This window comes from Anaerospora sp., from assembly GCF_032013335.1.
Taxonomy (GTDB): domain Bacteria; phylum Bacillota; class Negativicutes; order Sporomusales; family DSM-15969; genus Anaerospora.
The window spans coordinates 161,939-177,401 of the sequence record NZ_DALZUO010000004.1; the positions used below are offsets into that span (position 1 = coordinate 161,939).

Sequence of the window (15,463 nt, forward strand, 5' to 3'; positions counted from 1 at the left end):
CTATCTCCCTATTGATAAAGCTTAGCAGCTTCCTCGCCCCTGAGTACGCGGAGTGTTCCTTCTACCAGCGCCTGAAGCTCATCTTCCCCTGGATAAATCAGTACTTGGGCAATAAATTGTACTCTCTTCGTAATCCATTCTACCAGCAGCTTCGAATGGGCAAGTCCGCCAGTAAGTACAATAGCATCTACGCCCCCGTTAACAACAGTAGCCATCGCACCTATTTCTTTCGCCACCTGATAGGCCATTGCTTCATAAATAAGAGCTGCTTGTTCATCACCTGAATGAATGCGCTGCTCAATCTCGCGTCCGTCATTCGTTCCTAAATGAGCGACCAGCCCGGAGCCACCATTTATTTTTTTCTTCAATTGTTCCCATGTATATTGACCGGAATAGCACATTTTAACTAAATCACCTGTCGGCAAAGAACCGGCTCGCTCAGGAGAAAATGGTCCAGATTCATTGGGATTGGCAACATCTATCATTTGCCCCTGCTGTTGAATACCTACCGAAATTCCGCCGCCTAAATGGACTAACAACAACGTTAACTTGTTATACTCCCGTCCCAGATCATTCGCAACACGATGAGCAACTGCTTTTAAATTAAGAGCATGAAACAAGCTGCGTCGTTTTATTTCAGGAAATCCGCTTATTCTCGCTAATGGCCGCAGTTCATCAACACTTACAGGGTCAACAATAAATGCCGGAATGCCAACTTGATCAGCAATAGCACGGGCAAGCAATCCACCCAGATTAGAAGCGTGTTCTGTCTGAATACCGATACGCAGATCTTCGCACATAACGTCGTTCACCGAATACGTGCCGCTGTCCAGCGCCTTTAAAGGACCGCCCCGTCCGACTACGGCATGCAGTTCCTTTAGCTCCGCTCCATGCTGTACTAATGCTTGTTTGATCATTCCAAGCCGGAATTCATATTGGTCATTAATTCGGACAAAGTTCTGTAATTCTTCGTTACTATGACGAATTACAGCCTCGAACTGACAGTTTTCATTTTTATATAGAGCAATCTTCGTGGAAGTTGACCCTGGGTTAATTGCTAATACTACATATTCTTTAGCCATATTATCCCTCCTCCGTCTTTGTAAATGGTATTCATTGTTTTTGCAGGAAAATCCTGCTGAGATAAACATTGGGATTATATGCGCTAAAAATTTGATACTCGGCAATAAAAAATAAAATCCGGACAAAGGTCCGGATTTTACAATTTACTTGGAAGTATGACTTTCGACATCGGAGGCACCATTTTGTCTAAGGATTTGAGCTGCTTGCTGAACCTTAGATGCATCCGAGCGAATCACAGCTAATATATTACCTTGTGCTACACTTTGTTCATATTTTTGGCTTGTCTCAGCAGGAATGCCCCAATCGATCAAGCCACCGGCAATACTTCCCGCTACAGCACCACTCAGAGCAGCTGCTATAGGCCCGGCTGCAATGATGGGACCAATTCCCGGGATGGCCAGTGCACCGGCGCCTACAAGCAAACCGCCAATACCACCAAGGGTTCCACCTGTTAAAGCCCCATCCGTGATATCATCTTCATACGTTTTGGAACCACTCTTATTTTGACCTTTAGAGATAATATTAATTTCTTCTGTATTAAAACCCTGGCTGCGCAACTGTCTTACTGCTTTTTCAGCACTGTCCCTGTCCGCAAATACTCCGATAACCGCTTTGACTCCCGCACCTGCATTGGATTGGCTTGCATTTGCAGAGGCATTTTGAGTACTTGCTGTAGCCGAATCATTTTGCTGAGTGCCCGAATAGCTGCTAGTAATGACTGCATTCGCTTGATTTGTTTCATTATTCTGTTGCATAGATTTTTATTCCCCCTAACATTAAAAACTAATGTTAGTCTGTCCCCGGCAGCAATTAATATTCACTCTCCCGGCGATCACGGCGATATGCACTATACATCTTATCATAGGCATTGTTTAAATCGACAATAATCACCTCATCGCCAATACGCTTAATTGCAGTCCAGGGAATAGTGGAATGACGACTTTCACTGAAAAAACTAAACACACTGCTTTTGCCGGGTAGTGCAAGTGACTGAATTCTGCCAGTATTGTCATCAAACATTAATTCACACTCATCTACTACTCCTAATCGTGATCCGTCACCAAGATTAATCACTTCTTTACCTGCTAAATCGCTTAAACGCATTTCTTTGCTTCACCTGCTTTTCTTATTTATTCATCAACCGAAAGAAGAAAGGCTGTATAATTGCCAGCCCCATAGATAGTAATGCGAGCGGATCAAGCGCAATGGTATAAAGCGTTACTTTTCCCGGCAAATCAATTTTTAAAAAAGAAATTAACATGACTATGGATAAGTAAAGACCACCGGCTGTAGCAACCAGTTCCTGAACGGCTAATGCCAGTGGAGAGGCTTTAGGCGTTACTTCTTCTAATGAATTGCGGTGTCTAGCGACACGCAGCCAGAGCGATAGTGACGTTAGGGCTAAAAATAAGAGCAATGCCACTATAGTGATCATGGACATCCCTCCGTACTTACTTATTCAATAGATATGCCTGTAAAAAAAATATATGTATATAATACAAGAAAAACCTGTCTTATGCTGCCCTTTTGGCAACACAAGACAGGTCTTTTTCTCATCTTTCACGCTATTTCCCTGTGCTTCCCATTCCACCAGTTCGAATTGCCTGCGCATGATCAGCATCTACTTGCAGGTATTTCACAAATATACCTTGCGCAATGCGCATGTTCTTTTCCAGTTTAACAGCGGTTTGGGCATGATTCATAATCGCAATCATAATATGACCTTCATTATCACTATTATTATAATAATCGGCATCAATAATGCCCTGTCCGTTAATCAGTGAAAGTTGATGTTTAATTGCTATGCTTGACCGGATATGAATACCCAAATATTCATCTTCTCGCATATATGCTTTCAACCCTGTGGGCACAAGTGTCACGCTTCCTGCTTTCAACATTATATCTTCAGCAGCGGCTATATCATACCCTGCGCTGAATGCTGTTTTACGTTCGGGCAATGAAACGTGAGTAAAACCGGAAACCCGTTCAAATCCGCGATTTCTTTTCTCCATATTCTCTCCTAAAAGGTAATATCTGAAGGCAGTACTTTCTCATCAACAGGCCCTAATGCCGTAAAACAAAAAGTCTCTGGACGGAATAACTGCTCCGTGATACTCTGTATCGTTGGTACTGTCACCTGTTCAATTTTTTCTACTACTTCATCTAAAGTGATAAACTTTCCTAACGTTATTTCCATCTTACCAATACGCGACATTCTACTGCTCGAGCTTTCTAGCCCCAACAACAAGCTGCCTTTAATTTGCTCTTTAGCCCTTGTCAATTCTTTTTCAGTAATTCCAGCTTTCTTTAATTTGCTAATCTCGGCAAGAATTAATTGAATTACCTGTTCCGTATTAGCCGGTCTCGTACCGGCATAAACAGTAAGAAGCCCCGCATCACTGTAATTTGTCTGATAGGAATAAACAGAATAAGCTAAACCCCGTTCTTCCCGAATGGATTGAAAAAGCCTGGAGCTGATTCCTCCGCCCAAAATATTGTTTAAAATATGAACCGGATAAATCTCCGGAGCATTTTGGGCTACACTGACAGTGCCTAAACACAGATTAACCTGCTCGGTATCCTTTGCCTGGAAGATGCGTGTTGGAGTTAACAGTGGCACCGGGTGGACAACAGCAGCTTTTTTTCTTGCTAACTTACTAAAAAAACGGTCAGTCAGTTCCACTAAAAGCTCGTGGGAAAGATTACCCGCCGCAGCTACTACCATATTATCGGGAGTATAGAAATCATGATAATAATCCAATACCAAGGAACGATCAAATGCAGAAATGGATTCAGCTGTACCTAAAATATTTCTCCCCAATGCATGACCTGACCAGTTGCGGTCTAGATGAATATCATGTACCAATTCATCCGGTGAATCTTCATACATCTTAACTTCTTCCAGTACAACTTCTCTTTCTCTAGCAATATCCTCAGGATCAAAACGGGAATTAATAAGCATATCGCTTAAGATATCAATTGCCAGCTCCATATGTGTATCAACCACTTTTATATAGTAACAGGTATATTCTTTAGCAGTGAAAGCATTTAATTGCCCACCAACTTCATCCACTACTTCAGCAATATCTTTGGCAGATCGACTGGTCGTTCCTTTAAATAAGAGATGTTCGATAAAATGGGAAATACCGTGATTATGTTGTTGTTCACTACGTGATCCGGTCCCGACCCACACACCTAATGTTACAGATTTTACATAAGGAATGGCTTCTGAAACGACCCGGATACCATTGGGCAATACTGATTTTTGATACATGTTATACTCCTTTTTGCTATATGATACTTACATTTCTGCTGTAAGCTAAGAAATCCTTCTAATAAGTAACAAAAAACACTGCTATCAGATTACTGCACTAGTCTAGTATATTCAACCAAATAAAAATATAACAGAGACCAAACGGCCCCTGTTATATTTTCAGTAAAACATGCTTAAATGCTATTTAAAATATGCAGCAAGTCCTTCCACAATGCCTTGAGCCATTTGATTACGATAGGTATCTTGCTGCAGGCGGGCAGCTTCCGCCGAATTTGTTACAAAGCCCATTTCCACTAAAATGCTTGGCATTGAAGCATTTCGCAATACATAGAACGTAGCTGGGGAAGTACCTTTATCGACGGCACCTGTTCGCTTAATAACACTGCTTTGCACCGCTGAGGCCAAATCACTCGAATTACCGCTAGGATAAAAAGTCATAGCTCCGGCAATTGACGAGTCAGGATTACTATTAGAATGAACACTGACAAATAGATCGGCATTATTGGCTTGAGCCATATCCAGGCGAGCCTGAAGTTCTTCGCCCAATGAGCTTCCTTCTGATGCAACAGTAGTATCTGAACTACGCGTCATAACTACTTTTGCACCTGCCTGTACCAGTTTATCACGCATTTTCAAACCAACAGCCAAATTGTTATCAGCTTCGCGTGTATCATTGGCTACTGCCCCTGGGTTACTGCCTCCATGGCCCGGGTCAACAACAATGGTTTTTCCCCGCAGAACTCCCAAGTCCTGATTTGAGCCTGGATCAGGCAAAGGATTTACCTTACCCGGAGTAGAATCACTTTTCCCGCCAAAAATATTAAAGATTGGGCCTAATATCTTATCAAAAAGCAACCCAAAAATATTGTTAAAGAAACCCCCATCTGCAGCTGTGTTGCCAGAAGATGACGCCATGGTTGATGTGGCCAGACTTCCCATTAGTTCATCCAAAGCAGCTGCATGAGAAACTTGCGTCGGAATTACTATGGAAATTGCCATAAACACCAACATTACAATCGCAAGAACTTTTTTATTATCCACCATTGCAACCTCCTGACACTGAACTTTTCATTTCATTATTTTTTAATGTGAAGCTTATCTTTAAAGACTTGCCAGTATCCTGGATCTTCTTCACCTAATTTCCATATAGCAACTCCAGCTATATCATAGCGGTTTACGAGATCAAGTTTGTATTTTAAGCTTTCCTGATTCTCAAACCAAACCTGATGTTCTACGCCATCGGCATCCCGATATGCAAAGTGCGGTGATTTAGACTGTTCGTCCCACTTTATTTCAGCATTATATTGCTTTGCCAGATCCATTAAGGTGCCATATTCCAGCGAATTGATCCCCTTAGTAGACCAATCATAGCCATAAGCAGCAATTCCCAGATAAAGTTTATTTTTCGGGATTGATTTTAGAGCGTAAGCGAGGTTTTTCTCTACCCACTCAATACCGGCAATCGGGCCAGCCTTACTCCACATCCCATGATTATCATAGGTCATAATCATAATCTTATCGGCAAATTGGGATAGTTGGGCGTAATCGTATGCAAGAGCAACGTCATTCGATTCATCCTGCTTAGGAAAGACGTCGATCGTAACCAGATACCCCTGTGGTTTTAGCCGGTTAGAAAGTTCTTTCATAAATGCAGTTAAATTGTCCCGGTCTTCTGCCGGAACCATTTCAAAATCAATATTCACTCCGTCCAGCTTATATTGCTTTATATATTCCTCTAAATTGACAATCGCTTTTGTACGTACATCGGGATTGGACAAAAGCATGTGGATCGGTACCTGACCATTCGCTTCTTTTGCATTATTCACAAGCAATAAAGCTGACACATTATTTTTTTTAGCAAAATCGACAACTGACGCGTGGTCATCACCACCACGATTCGTCAATGCTCCATCACTTTGTAATGTCGCCCAAAAGGGAGCAATAGTTCCAATTGCATCTGCATTTGCTTTCAAAGAATTAAAGGATGAAGTATCCTTCCCCCACCATTCAGCATAAAATCCAACAATCTCTTTGCCTTGCTTGGGAGTAACGACTTCGCCTCCATTGTTATTCGGGACTCCGGGGATCATATTGGCTAGTTTACCGAAGAGATTATCCATCAACACTCCAATTAAACCAACAAAACTTTGTCCACCGGATCCACTAGTTTGTCCCATTAAATCTTGCAAAGAAAAAGCGTAGGCTGGAGCAGCAGGTACCATAGCTGTCATTACTATGACTGCTACGAGCAACCAAGAAAGTTGTTTTTTATAGTCGCGCACAGCAAACTCCTTCCTACTGCATAAACATTATGTCAACATGTTAACATAAACAAGCAAATATAGCAATAAAAAAAATAGACATATGTATGCCTATTTATGTTAATTCAGTATATCACTTACAGTTGTTATCGTATAACCTTTTGCCTTTAATTCTTTAATTAGCTCTGGTAATGCCTTTGCTGTAGGATCGGTCGGATGCATTAATATGATTGCACCGTTATGAATCTTCTTTAGCACTCTATTTTTCAGAACTTCTACCGGAGGCCGCTGCCAGTCAATCGTATCGATGCTCCACATAATCGTTGTATACCCCAGATCAGCTGCCGCAGCTAAGACATTATCGTTATATTCACCATAAGGTGGAGCATATAGGGTAGTTTTTATATTGGTAGTTTCGTGGACTAATACTTCAGTACGGGTAATTTGTTCTTGATTTTGCTGCTTAGTCAGATTATTAGGATGGGGATGGCTATACGTATGATTTCCCAGTTCATGCCCACGGCTGGCAATATCCTTCAGCAAGTCAGGATAACGCTTCGCCCAGCTCCCGCCAATAAAGAAAGTAATTTTACTATTTTCTTTATCCAGCGTATTAAGCATATCCGGTAAAAACTCCTCCCCCCAAAAAACATTACAGGCAAAAGCGATTTTAGGATTATTTGTGTTTCCCTGGGATATGGGCTGTGGCTTAACAGGCGGCAGCAACTCACCTAAATAAGGCTGAAGCATACCTGCCAACATAGCAACAGTAAGAAAAATGCCAGTTGCAAAAAAAACATACCATTGCGGAAAGCGTCGAATCATGATCAGACGCATACCATCACCTCTGGGCAACGTATTTTTACTAGTATATTAACGATTACCCTCTTTCATGAAAATAAAAAAAACATAAACCAAAAGGTTTATGTTTTAAAGATTATTCCACTTCGCGCGGCGGCTCATCTTTCAGCAGTTCTTTCCGGGATAAATTAACTCTGCCTTGACGGTCGATTTCCGTGACTTTAACCATTATCTCGTCGCCAACTTTTACGACATCTTCAACCTTTGCAACCCGCTCACGAGCAAGCTGAGAAATATGAACAAGGCCTTCCTTGCCTGGAATGATTTCAACAAAAGCTCCGAAATTCATCAAGCGCGTTACCTTACCTAAATAAATCGCACCCAATTCTACATCGCGGGTAAGATTTTGGATAATACGAACGGCTTTCTGGCCTGCTTCTCTGTCGATGGCAGCAATGAAAACTTTACCATCATCTTCAATATCAATTGTTACACCAGTTTCATCAATAATTTTCTTGATGGTTTTACCACCTGGTCCAATAACATCGCGAATCTTATCAGGATCAATTTCCATCGTAATGATTCGTGGTGCAAAGGGTGATAATTCCTCGCGCGGTTGACGTATTGCAGATAACATTTTACCAAGGATATGTTCTCTGCCAAGGCGTGCCTGCTCTAATGCATCTGTTAATATTTCTTTAGTAAGACCAGCTATTTTAATATCCATTTGAATAGCTGTAATCCCTTTTTCTGTTCCGGCAACTTTAAAGTCCATATCTCCCAGAGCATCTTCCATTCCCTGTATATCTGTTAATATGGTATAATACTCGCCATCTTTAACTAATCCCATTGCCACACCAGATACTGGGGCTTTAATAGGAACACCTGCATCCATTAACGAAAGTGTACTGCCACAAACGCTGCCCATTGAGCTTGAACCATTTGATTCAAGAACCTCGGAAACAAGTCTGATTGTGTACGGGAATTCAGTCTCTGAAGGAAGTACAGGGACTAAAGCACGTTCAGCCAATGCACCGTGTCCGATTTCGCGTCTGCCGGGGCCACGGGAAGGTCTGGTTTCGCCAACACTGAAGGATGGGAAATTATAATGATGCATGTAACGCTTGGACTCTTCCACTCCCAGGCCATCAAGAATTTGTTCGTCACCAATGGCTCCCAGCGTTGTCACTGTCAGAACCTGGGTTTGTCCACGCGTAAATAAACCAGAACCGTGTGTACGCGCCAGTAATCCAACTTCACAGCTTACAGGACGAACTTCATCTACTTTGCGGCCGTCGGGGCGGATTTTATCGACAGTAATCATTTTGCGAACAGTTTCTTTTACTATTTTTTGCAGACAATTGCTGACATCTTTTGCATTCTCAGGAAAGAGAGTGGCGAAATGAGCTGCTGCCTCTACTTTAAGTTGTTTGATTTGTTCTTCTCTTGCTAACTTATCCGGGTTAGTTACAGCAATTCGCATTCTTTCCGTAGCATAGCCCCGAACAGCTTCATCAATATCTGCAGGTATTTTATAAAGTTTTAGTTCACGTTTAGCTTTACCAACCTGTGCAACAATCTCATCTTGAAAAGCAACAATTTGTTTAATCACGTCGTGACCAAAGGTAATTGCTTCCAGGATAACTGCTTCCGACAATTCACTTGCTCCAGCCTCAACCATTAGTACGGCGTCACGAGTACCGGCAATTACTAAATTCAGTTCACTTTTTGCTTGTTCTTCAATTGTCGGATTAACGATCAATTCTCCAGCTATGCGACCAACTCTTACTCCCGCAATAGGACCGTTGAAAGGAATATCGGATATAGAAAGCGCGCATGACGCGCCAATCATTGCTGGAATCTCAGGCGAATTATTTTGATCTACCGACAAAACGGTTGCAACAACTTGTACATCATTACGAAACCCGTCGGCAAATAAGGGGCGAATAGGGCGGTCAATTAAGCGGCCTGAAAGGATGGCGGCTTCGCTCGGACGTCCTTCCCGTTTTATAAAGCCACCGGGAATTTTTCCTACTGAGTATAAACGTTCTTCATAATCAACAGTTAATGGGAAAAAATCAATTCCCTCTCTTGGTTCAGCTGACGCTGTAGCTGTTACTATTACTGCGGTATCACCATATCGAACCAGTACCGCACCACCGGCTTGCTTAGCTAATTTACCAGTCTCAATGACTAATGGTCTGCCTGACAATAGCATTTGAAAAGTATGCATTCAGGTCTTCCTCCTCTTAAACGCTGTTCTTTTTCTACCAAAGTTTAACACTTCGACATTTTTTTTAGTATTCCCTTTTTTCTTTTTGTCTAACCCCGAAAAATAAATAGAAAAGCGGGAATATCCCGCTTTTCCATTATTTTCTGAGATTCAATTTTTCAAGAATGGTACGATAACGATTTAAATCGTTGTCACGAAGATAGTTTAATAAACCTCTACGTTGACCAACCATTTTCAAAAGACCACGACGAGAGTGATGATCTTTCTTATGTTCTTTCAAATGCTCTGTCAAGTAATTAATACGTTCAGTCAAAATTGCAATTTGCACTTCTGGCGATCCAGTATCACTTTCATGAACACGATACTGTTCAATCAACATTTGCTTTTTTTCTGGTGTAAGCATAACGGCACCTCCTTTTCTTGTATCCCTATAGCCAAGACGATCGTCGGAGTGTCGATGATCCTCGCTACAGTTCATGTCAGATGCTATTCGCATCTTCATACTTTATCTATTTTATCATAAGGAATACTTACTGTAAAGTTTCTTATCGCTTTTATTTCAGATTTAGAAAAAGCGCTGTGCATCATTGATATCGAGGATTATCTGTTCCTTTAACGCTTCCGCTCCCGCAAATCGTATCTCACCTCGAAGACGGGATAGAAAGGATACTCGTACTTCTTTATTGTATAAATCACCATTAAAGTTTAGTATGAACACTTCCAGCCTGCGGATTTGCCCGTTAAAGGTAGGGTTTACACCGACATTCGCCACACCATTAAGCCAAGTGGTGCCTATTTTAATTTGTACAGCATATACACCATCTGCCGGTATTACCATGCCTGGAGGTATCGGCAGGTTTGCCGTAGGATATCCAAGCAGTCTCCCCCGCTGGTCACCATTTATTACTTTGCCATCCATTGTAAATGGTCGTCCAAGCAGTTTTGCGGCCTGCTGCACATCCCCGCCTGCAATCAACTGCCTAATGAGTGTACTGCTAACCAGAGATCCCTCAACTAAAACTGCCTCAGGTACCTGAACATCAAAATGATAGGCAATTCCCGCTTTTCTCAAGATCTCAGGTGTCCCCTTTCCCTGAAAGCCAAAAGTATAATTAGGGCCTACCACTACATGAGCAGGGCGAAAATTTCGCATCAATAACTGAATGAATTCAGCAGGCATAAGCTGTAAGAATTTTGCATCAAAAGGTATGGACATCAAAATATCGACTCCCATACCTGCAATAATCTCAACCTTCTCTTCTTCCGGCATGATAAAAGGTGGACACCGTTCAGGATCAATTATGCTTAGAGGATGATTGCTAAAGGTAAACACCACACTGGTACCGGATGACCGTTCAGCTAGTTGTACCGCCTGTCCAATTATTTGTTGATGTCCGGCGTGGACACCGTCAAAGGTTCCCAAAGCTATGGCAATATTCTCATGCTTGCTTATATCTGCGAGTTCCGTAAACAGCTCCATACCATTCTCCTCACATACCTAGATGATATTAGAATAAGGACAAAATCTTCACTGGTTTTAACAGTGAGGAGGTACTGTCATACTGTCCAATTCCAACTAAACGTTCTTGCGTATCATAAAGCCTTACTAAAGAACTTGGGCAAGTTTGAGTAAAAACTGCTTTCCCTTGCTGAAGGTCCTTACATTCTGATGGACTGAGCTTAACTAGCGGCAAATGTGCAACAGCAAAATCAAGAGGTAATACGATCGCTTCTTTTTTATTGCTGATCTCTTCAATAGAAACAGCTTGCTCCAGCGTAAAATCCCCAACTTTGGTACGAACCAAAAAGCTCATGACTGCAGGACAGCCAATCTTCCTGCCGATATCTTGGCAAAGTGAACGAATATACGTGCCTTTTGAACAGTCTACATCAAGCAACAGTGTTGACTGCCTGACTTCCAGTATGCGTATGTCGTGAATATGCACCTGACGGGCTTTGGGTTCGACAGCAATACCAGCGCGGGCTAACTCATACAATTTTTTCCCATCAACCTTTATTGCAGAATATACCGGCGGGATTTGCGTAATAGCTCCAATAAAAGTCGCCAGCACTTCTTCAAGTCGCTGGCGGGCAGGTAATTCACACGGACCGGTCTGCGTTACTTTACCGGTATCGTCACCGGTGTCAGTTTCAAAACCAAAAGTAACTTCTACTCGGTAACTTTTTGCAGCCTCTGTCGAATACTCGATCAGACGAGTGGCAGAGCCTAAAAATACCGGTAATACACCTGCAGCAGCTGGGTCGAGAGTTCCAGCATGACCTACTTTCTTCATAGCAAAAACCCGCCGTATATAGGATACTGCATCATGAGATGTCATGCCTGGCGGTTTTAATATATTGATTATACCATTCATTGCATCACCTGATTTGAGCAATAGCAACAGGCAATACTTGTTCTATCGCATTTTCCAAAGTATCATGAATGGTGCAGCCGGCAGCGCGAATATGTCCGCCTCCACCAAAAGTAAGGGCAACTTGACTCACATCTGCCCGATGCGACCGGAAACTAATTCTAACAGTCCGCTCATCAATCGCTCTAAATAAGATTGCTATTTCTACGCCCTCAATCGAGCGGGCATAGTTGATAAAGCCTTCTGTGTTTTCATCGGGATCATTGAGTAAGTCAGGTAAAATTGTCATAATGGCAATTTTACCTTCATAATGAGTCTCAATCGTTTGTAATACTTTCGTCAACGTGATAAGGTTTGCAATTGACCGCTGTTCCAAGGCCTCAGATATAACTTGAGGCTGCGCTCCGGCATCAACCAAATCTGCTGCGTAGTGCAAGGTAGACGCCGTGGTATTTGCATACCGAAAGAAGCCGCAGTCTGTTGCTATTGCCGTATACAGGCAAGTACCAATATCTGCCGTTACCTTAGACTTCATTAGGTTCAACAACGCAAGAATAATTTCTCCCGTTGCTGCTGCTTTGCTGTCAATATAGTAATAATCAGCGAATCTCGTATTCGAGATGTGATGATCAAGGTTAAGGATCGGCGCCTTAACCGTATTCTGTACTTTTCCGATTCGCTCAATATCACTTGCATCCAGGACTACGAGCAAATCTGTAGTAAACCGGTCATTATCGACCGGTTTACTAATTTTTTTCCAATTAGGTAAAAAATGATACGTTGCAGGAACAACATCATCAAGCAACATATATACTTTTTTACCATCTGCCTGCAGTGCCTCATATAGAGCCAGCATGGAGCCCAGCGAGTCTCCATCGGGATGTACGTGTGCAGTTAGTACGATTGTGTTTGCACTATGCAGCATTTCAGCCACTTGCGGCAATGATATCTCCATGGCTATTGATCCTCTTCCTGCTTGAGTTTATCCAATAGCGTTTGAATATGAACGCTATGATCAAGCGATTCATCCAATTGCAGCAGCAATTCCGGAGAATGCCGGATTTTCAAGCGCTTTCCAACCTCAGCCCGGATAAAGCCCAGCGCTTTTTGTAATCCCTGCCAGGTTTCTTCTTTTTGTTCTTTGCTTCCAAATAAGCTTAAATATACTTTTGCCTGACGCAAATCCCCCGTAGCTTCCACCCTGGTAACCGTTACAAAACCAATACGTGGATCTTTAAGGTCAGTCAGAATCATTTTACTTACTTCTTGCTTAATAAATTCCTGTACTTTTTCCAGTCGCAGCTGACCCATTATAACCCCTCCGCTTTTGCACTAAGTACCTGGCTTAACCACTTCCATAGCGAATGCTTCAATGATATCTCCCTCTTTTATGTCGCGGAATTTTTCAATCGATAAGCCGCATTCATAGCCAGTGGCAACTTCTTTTACATCATCTTTGAAACGGCGTAAAGCATCGATCTTACCTTCATGCACTACTATACCATTGCGTATAAGGCGTACTTGCGACGAATTGGTAATTTTGCCTTCCAGAACATAGGAGCCGGCAACAACAGCTTTAGGAATGGAAATAACTTTACGTACTTCCAGCCGCCCTTGAATCACTTCTTTATACTCTGGAGCAAGCATACCTGTCATAGCTGCTTCTACATCATTAATTGCCTCGTAAATAACACGGTATGTCTTAAGATCAACTTTTTCACTTTCAGCCGCTTTACGTGCATTAGCATCAGGGCGAACATTAAAGCCCATGATTAATGCATTTGATGCAGATGCAAGCATGACGTCTGACTCATTAATCGCACCAACGCCTGCATGAATAATGTTTACCCGTACTTCTTTATTCTTTAATGCCATTAAAGACTGGCGCAGCGCTTCAATTGAACCCTGCACATCCGCCTTAATGACGATATTTAAATCTTTTAACGTACCGTCTTGAATTTGCTTAAAGATATCATCCAAGGTAACTTTCTGCGTTTGCGACATATCGTCAGTCCGCTTTTTAGCTATGCGTTTTTCAGCTACTGCCCGGGCTATTTTTTCATCAGTTACATTTAGTATATCCCCAGCTTGAGGAACATCAGACAAGCCCAAAACTTCAACAGGCATTGAAGGCTCAGCTTTTTTGACCTTTTCCCCTCTGTCATTGACCATAGCGCGCACTTTGCCGTGAGCAGTACCGGCGATTATCGTATCACCAATACGCAACGTACCTTTTTGGACTAACACAGTTGCCACCGGCCCGCGGCCCTTATCCAGCTGTGCCTCAATAATTGTTCCGAGAGCATTACGGTTCGGATTTGCTTTTAACTCTTGCATTTCTGCTACCAAAAGAATCATTTCAAGCAATTCGCTCAAACCAGTCTTTTGTTGGGCAGAAACAGGGGCCATAATCGTATCGCCGCCCCATTCCTCAGAGATCAGACCATGCTCAGACAACTGCTGTTTGACACGATCCGGATTTGCTCCAGGACGGTCCATTTTATTAACTGCTACAATGATAGGAACATTAGCAGATTTAGCATGGTTAATTGCTTCTATCGTCTGCGGCATTACGCCGTCATCAGCGGCAACAACCAATATGGCAATATCTGTTACTTTAGCTCCCCGGGCCCTCATAGCAGTGAATGCTTCATGGCCGGGAGTATCAAGAAAGACTATTTTCTTATTCTTATAATTAACTTGATACGCGCCAATGTGCTGGGTGATTCCGCCCGCTTCCTGGGAAGTAACACTTGTCTGGCGGATAGCGTCCAATAATGATGTCTTGCCGTGATCTACGTGTCCCATAATGGTAACCACAGGAGGACGTAAAACCAATGTTTCAGGATCATCCTCAATTTCGGCAATTTCTGTCGGATCTTCTTCCGGTGGCAATTCTTCAACCGTAATGCCAAAATCTTCAGCTAAAATAGTGGCAGTATCGATATCCACTTCCTGATTAATAGTGGCCATCACGCCAAGAGCCATCAGCTTTTTAATAATCTCGCTGACTTCACGCCCCATTTTTCCGGACAATTCTTTAACGGTAAGCGATCCACCAAGCTTGATTACTTTTGGTTTTGCTGGCTGCACAGGCTGAGAAGCAGCATTTTGCTGACGATTTTGCTGGTTATGCCGCCCTTGATCTTTACCACGATTTCTATTCTGGTTATTCTGCTGACCATATTGAGGTCTGCCTTTTTGCTGCGGACCCTGTTGAGACCTCGGTGGCTGCTGCCCGGCTGACCGATTACCAGTTGAATTTGAACGCTGTTGATTGCTTCCCGATTGCTGCTGGAAAGGCGGTCTATTCTGCCCTTGCGGTTGCATAGGACGCTGCTGGTTCATTCCCTGTCCCTGCTGCTGATATGGCGGTCTGTTGTTATTAAAATTATTCTGCCCTTGCGGCTGCATAGGACGCTGTTGGTTCATTCCCTGT

16 protein-coding genes are annotated in these 15,463 nt (G+C 42.6%); all 16 read right to left on the reverse strand.

Annotation, left to right across the window (positions count from 1 at the left end):
* Positions 1-8 precede the first annotated feature (8 nt).
* Positions 9-1,082 carry a butyrate kinase gene (gene buk / locus RTR76_RS05675; RefSeq protein ID WP_312517678.1) on the reverse strand — a complete coding sequence of 358 codons (1,074 nt, stop codon included), beginning with the start codon at positions 1,080-1,082 and terminating at the stop codon, positions 9-11.
* 144 nt (positions 1,083-1,226) lie between these two features.
* Positions 1,227-1,838, reverse strand: coding sequence for a general stress protein (locus RTR76_RS05680; RefSeq protein WP_312517680.1), 612 nt, complete (start codon positions 1,836-1,838; stop codon positions 1,227-1,229).
* Positions 1,839-1,893: 55 nt separating this feature from the next.
* Positions 1,894-2,187, reverse strand: coding sequence for a YlmC/YmxH family sporulation protein (locus tag RTR76_RS05685; RefSeq protein ID WP_312517683.1), 294 nt, complete (start codon positions 2,185-2,187; stop codon positions 1,894-1,896).
* Between the two features lie 22 nt (positions 2,188-2,209).
* Positions 2,210-2,518, reverse strand: coding sequence for a hypothetical protein (locus RTR76_RS05690; RefSeq protein WP_312517688.1), 309 nt, complete (start codon positions 2,516-2,518; stop codon positions 2,210-2,212).
* A gap of 130 nt (positions 2,519-2,648) precedes the next feature.
* Positions 2,649-3,095 carry a dUTP diphosphatase gene (dut, locus tag RTR76_RS05695; protein WP_312517691.1) on the reverse strand — a complete coding sequence of 149 codons (447 nt, stop codon included), beginning with the start codon at positions 3,093-3,095 and terminating at the stop codon, positions 2,649-2,651.
* Positions 3,096-3,103: 8 nt separating this feature from the next.
* On the reverse strand, positions 3,104-4,357 hold the full coding sequence (locus RTR76_RS05700; RefSeq protein ID WP_312517694.1) for a pitrilysin family protein: 1,254 nt from the start codon (positions 4,355-4,357) through the stop codon (positions 3,104-3,106).
* 180 nt (positions 4,358-4,537) lie between these two features.
* On the reverse strand, positions 4,538-5,401 hold the full coding sequence (locus RTR76_RS05705) for an N-acetylmuramoyl-L-alanine amidase (protein WP_312517697.1): 864 nt from the start codon (positions 5,399-5,401) through the stop codon (positions 4,538-4,540).
* A gap of 32 nt (positions 5,402-5,433) precedes the next feature.
* Positions 5,434-6,639, reverse strand: a complete 1,206-nt coding sequence (locus RTR76_RS05710) for a glycosyl hydrolase family 18 protein (RefSeq protein WP_312517700.1) — start codon at positions 6,637-6,639, stop codon at positions 5,434-5,436.
* Positions 6,640-6,738: 99 nt separating this feature from the next.
* A complete protein-coding gene (locus RTR76_RS05715; protein WP_312517703.1) occupies positions 6,739-7,455 on the reverse strand; it encodes a polysaccharide deacetylase family protein in 717 nt (238 codons plus the stop codon).
* Between the two features lie 100 nt (positions 7,456-7,555).
* The gene (locus RTR76_RS05720) at positions 7,556-9,652 is read right to left on the reverse strand and encodes a polyribonucleotide nucleotidyltransferase (protein WP_312517705.1); all 2,097 of its coding nucleotides are present in this window, start codon (positions 9,650-9,652) and stop codon (positions 7,556-7,558) included.
* Between the two features lie 136 nt (positions 9,653-9,788).
* Positions 9,789-10,055 (reverse strand): 30S ribosomal protein S15, encoded by a 267-nt coding sequence (rpsO, locus tag RTR76_RS05725; RefSeq protein ID WP_312517708.1) that lies wholly within the window; start codon positions 10,053-10,055, stop codon positions 9,789-9,791.
* 162 nt (positions 10,056-10,217) lie between these two features.
* Positions 10,218-11,132 carry a bifunctional riboflavin kinase/FAD synthetase gene (locus tag RTR76_RS05730; protein WP_312517711.1) on the reverse strand — a complete coding sequence of 305 codons (915 nt, stop codon included), beginning with the start codon at positions 11,130-11,132 and terminating at the stop codon, positions 10,218-10,220.
* A 28-nt stretch (positions 11,133-11,160) separates the two neighbouring features.
* A complete protein-coding gene (gene truB / locus RTR76_RS05735) occupies positions 11,161-12,027 on the reverse strand; it encodes a tRNA pseudouridine(55) synthase TruB (protein ID WP_312517714.1) in 867 nt (288 codons plus the stop codon).
* Positions 12,028-12,031: 4 nt separating this feature from the next.
* Entirely contained in the window at positions 12,032-12,979 is a 948-nt protein-coding gene (locus RTR76_RS05740; protein ID WP_312517717.1) for a bifunctional oligoribonuclease/PAP phosphatase NrnA, read from the reverse strand.
* A 2-nt stretch (positions 12,980-12,981) separates the two neighbouring features.
* Entirely contained in the window at positions 12,982-13,335 is a 354-nt protein-coding gene (gene rbfA, locus RTR76_RS05745; protein ID WP_312517719.1) for a 30S ribosome-binding factor RbfA, read from the reverse strand.
* A gap of 21 nt (positions 13,336-13,356) precedes the next feature.
* On the reverse strand, positions 13,357-15,456 hold the full coding sequence (infB, locus tag RTR76_RS05750) for a translation initiation factor IF-2 (protein WP_396144319.1): 2,100 nt from the start codon (positions 15,454-15,456) through the stop codon (positions 13,357-13,359).
* Positions 15,457-15,463 lie beyond the last annotated feature (7 nt).

Bases quoted from the DNA above. Each gene is read 5' to 3' on its own strand.
- buk (WP_312517678.1), bottom strand. From the start codon at position 1,082: ATGGCTAAAGAATATGTAGTATTAGCAATTAACCCAGGGTCAACTTCC.
- RTR76_RS05680 (WP_312517680.1), bottom strand. From the start codon at position 1,838: ATGCAACAGAATAATGAAACAAATCAAGCGAATGCAGTCATTACTAGC.
- RTR76_RS05685 (WP_312517683.1), bottom strand. From the start codon at position 2,187: ATGCGTTTAAGCGATTTAGCAGGTAAAGAAGTGATTAATCTTGGTGAC.
- RTR76_RS05690 (WP_312517688.1), bottom strand. From the start codon at position 2,518: ATGATCACTATAGTGGCATTGCTCTTATTTTTAGCCCTAACGTCACTA.
- dut (WP_312517691.1), bottom strand. From the start codon at position 3,095: ATGGAGAAAAGAAATCGCGGATTTGAACGGGTTTCCGGTTTTACTCAC.
- RTR76_RS05700 (WP_312517694.1), bottom strand. From the start codon at position 4,357: ATGTATCAAAAATCAGTATTGCCCAATGGTATCCGGGTCGTTTCAGAA.
- RTR76_RS05705 (WP_312517697.1), bottom strand. From the start codon at position 5,401: ATGGTGGATAATAAAAAAGTTCTTGCGATTGTAATGTTGGTGTTTATG.
- RTR76_RS05715 (WP_312517703.1), bottom strand. From the start codon at position 7,455: ATGCGTCTGATCATGATTCGACGCTTTCCGCAATGGTATGTTTTTTTT.
- RTR76_RS05720 (WP_312517705.1), bottom strand. From the start codon at position 9,652: ATGCATACTTTTCAAATGCTATTGTCAGGCAGACCATTAGTCATTGAG.
- rpsO (WP_312517708.1), bottom strand. From the start codon at position 10,055: ATGCTTACACCAGAAAAAAAGCAAATGTTGATTGAACAGTATCGTGTT.
- RTR76_RS05730 (WP_312517711.1), bottom strand. From the start codon at position 11,132: ATGGAGCTGTTTACGGAACTCGCAGATATAAGCAAGCATGAGAATATT.
- truB (WP_312517714.1), bottom strand. From the start codon at position 12,027: ATGAATGGTATAATCAATATATTAAAACCGCCAGGCATGACATCTCAT.
- RTR76_RS05740 (WP_312517717.1), bottom strand. From the start codon at position 12,979: ATGGAGATATCATTGCCGCAAGTGGCTGAAATGCTGCATAGTGCAAAC.
- rbfA (WP_312517719.1), bottom strand. From the start codon at position 13,335: ATGGGTCAGCTGCGACTGGAAAAAGTACAGGAATTTATTAAGCAAGAA.
- infB (WP_396144319.1), bottom strand. From the start codon at position 15,456: ATGAACCAACAGCGTCCTATGCAGCCGCAAGGGCAGAATAATTTTAAT.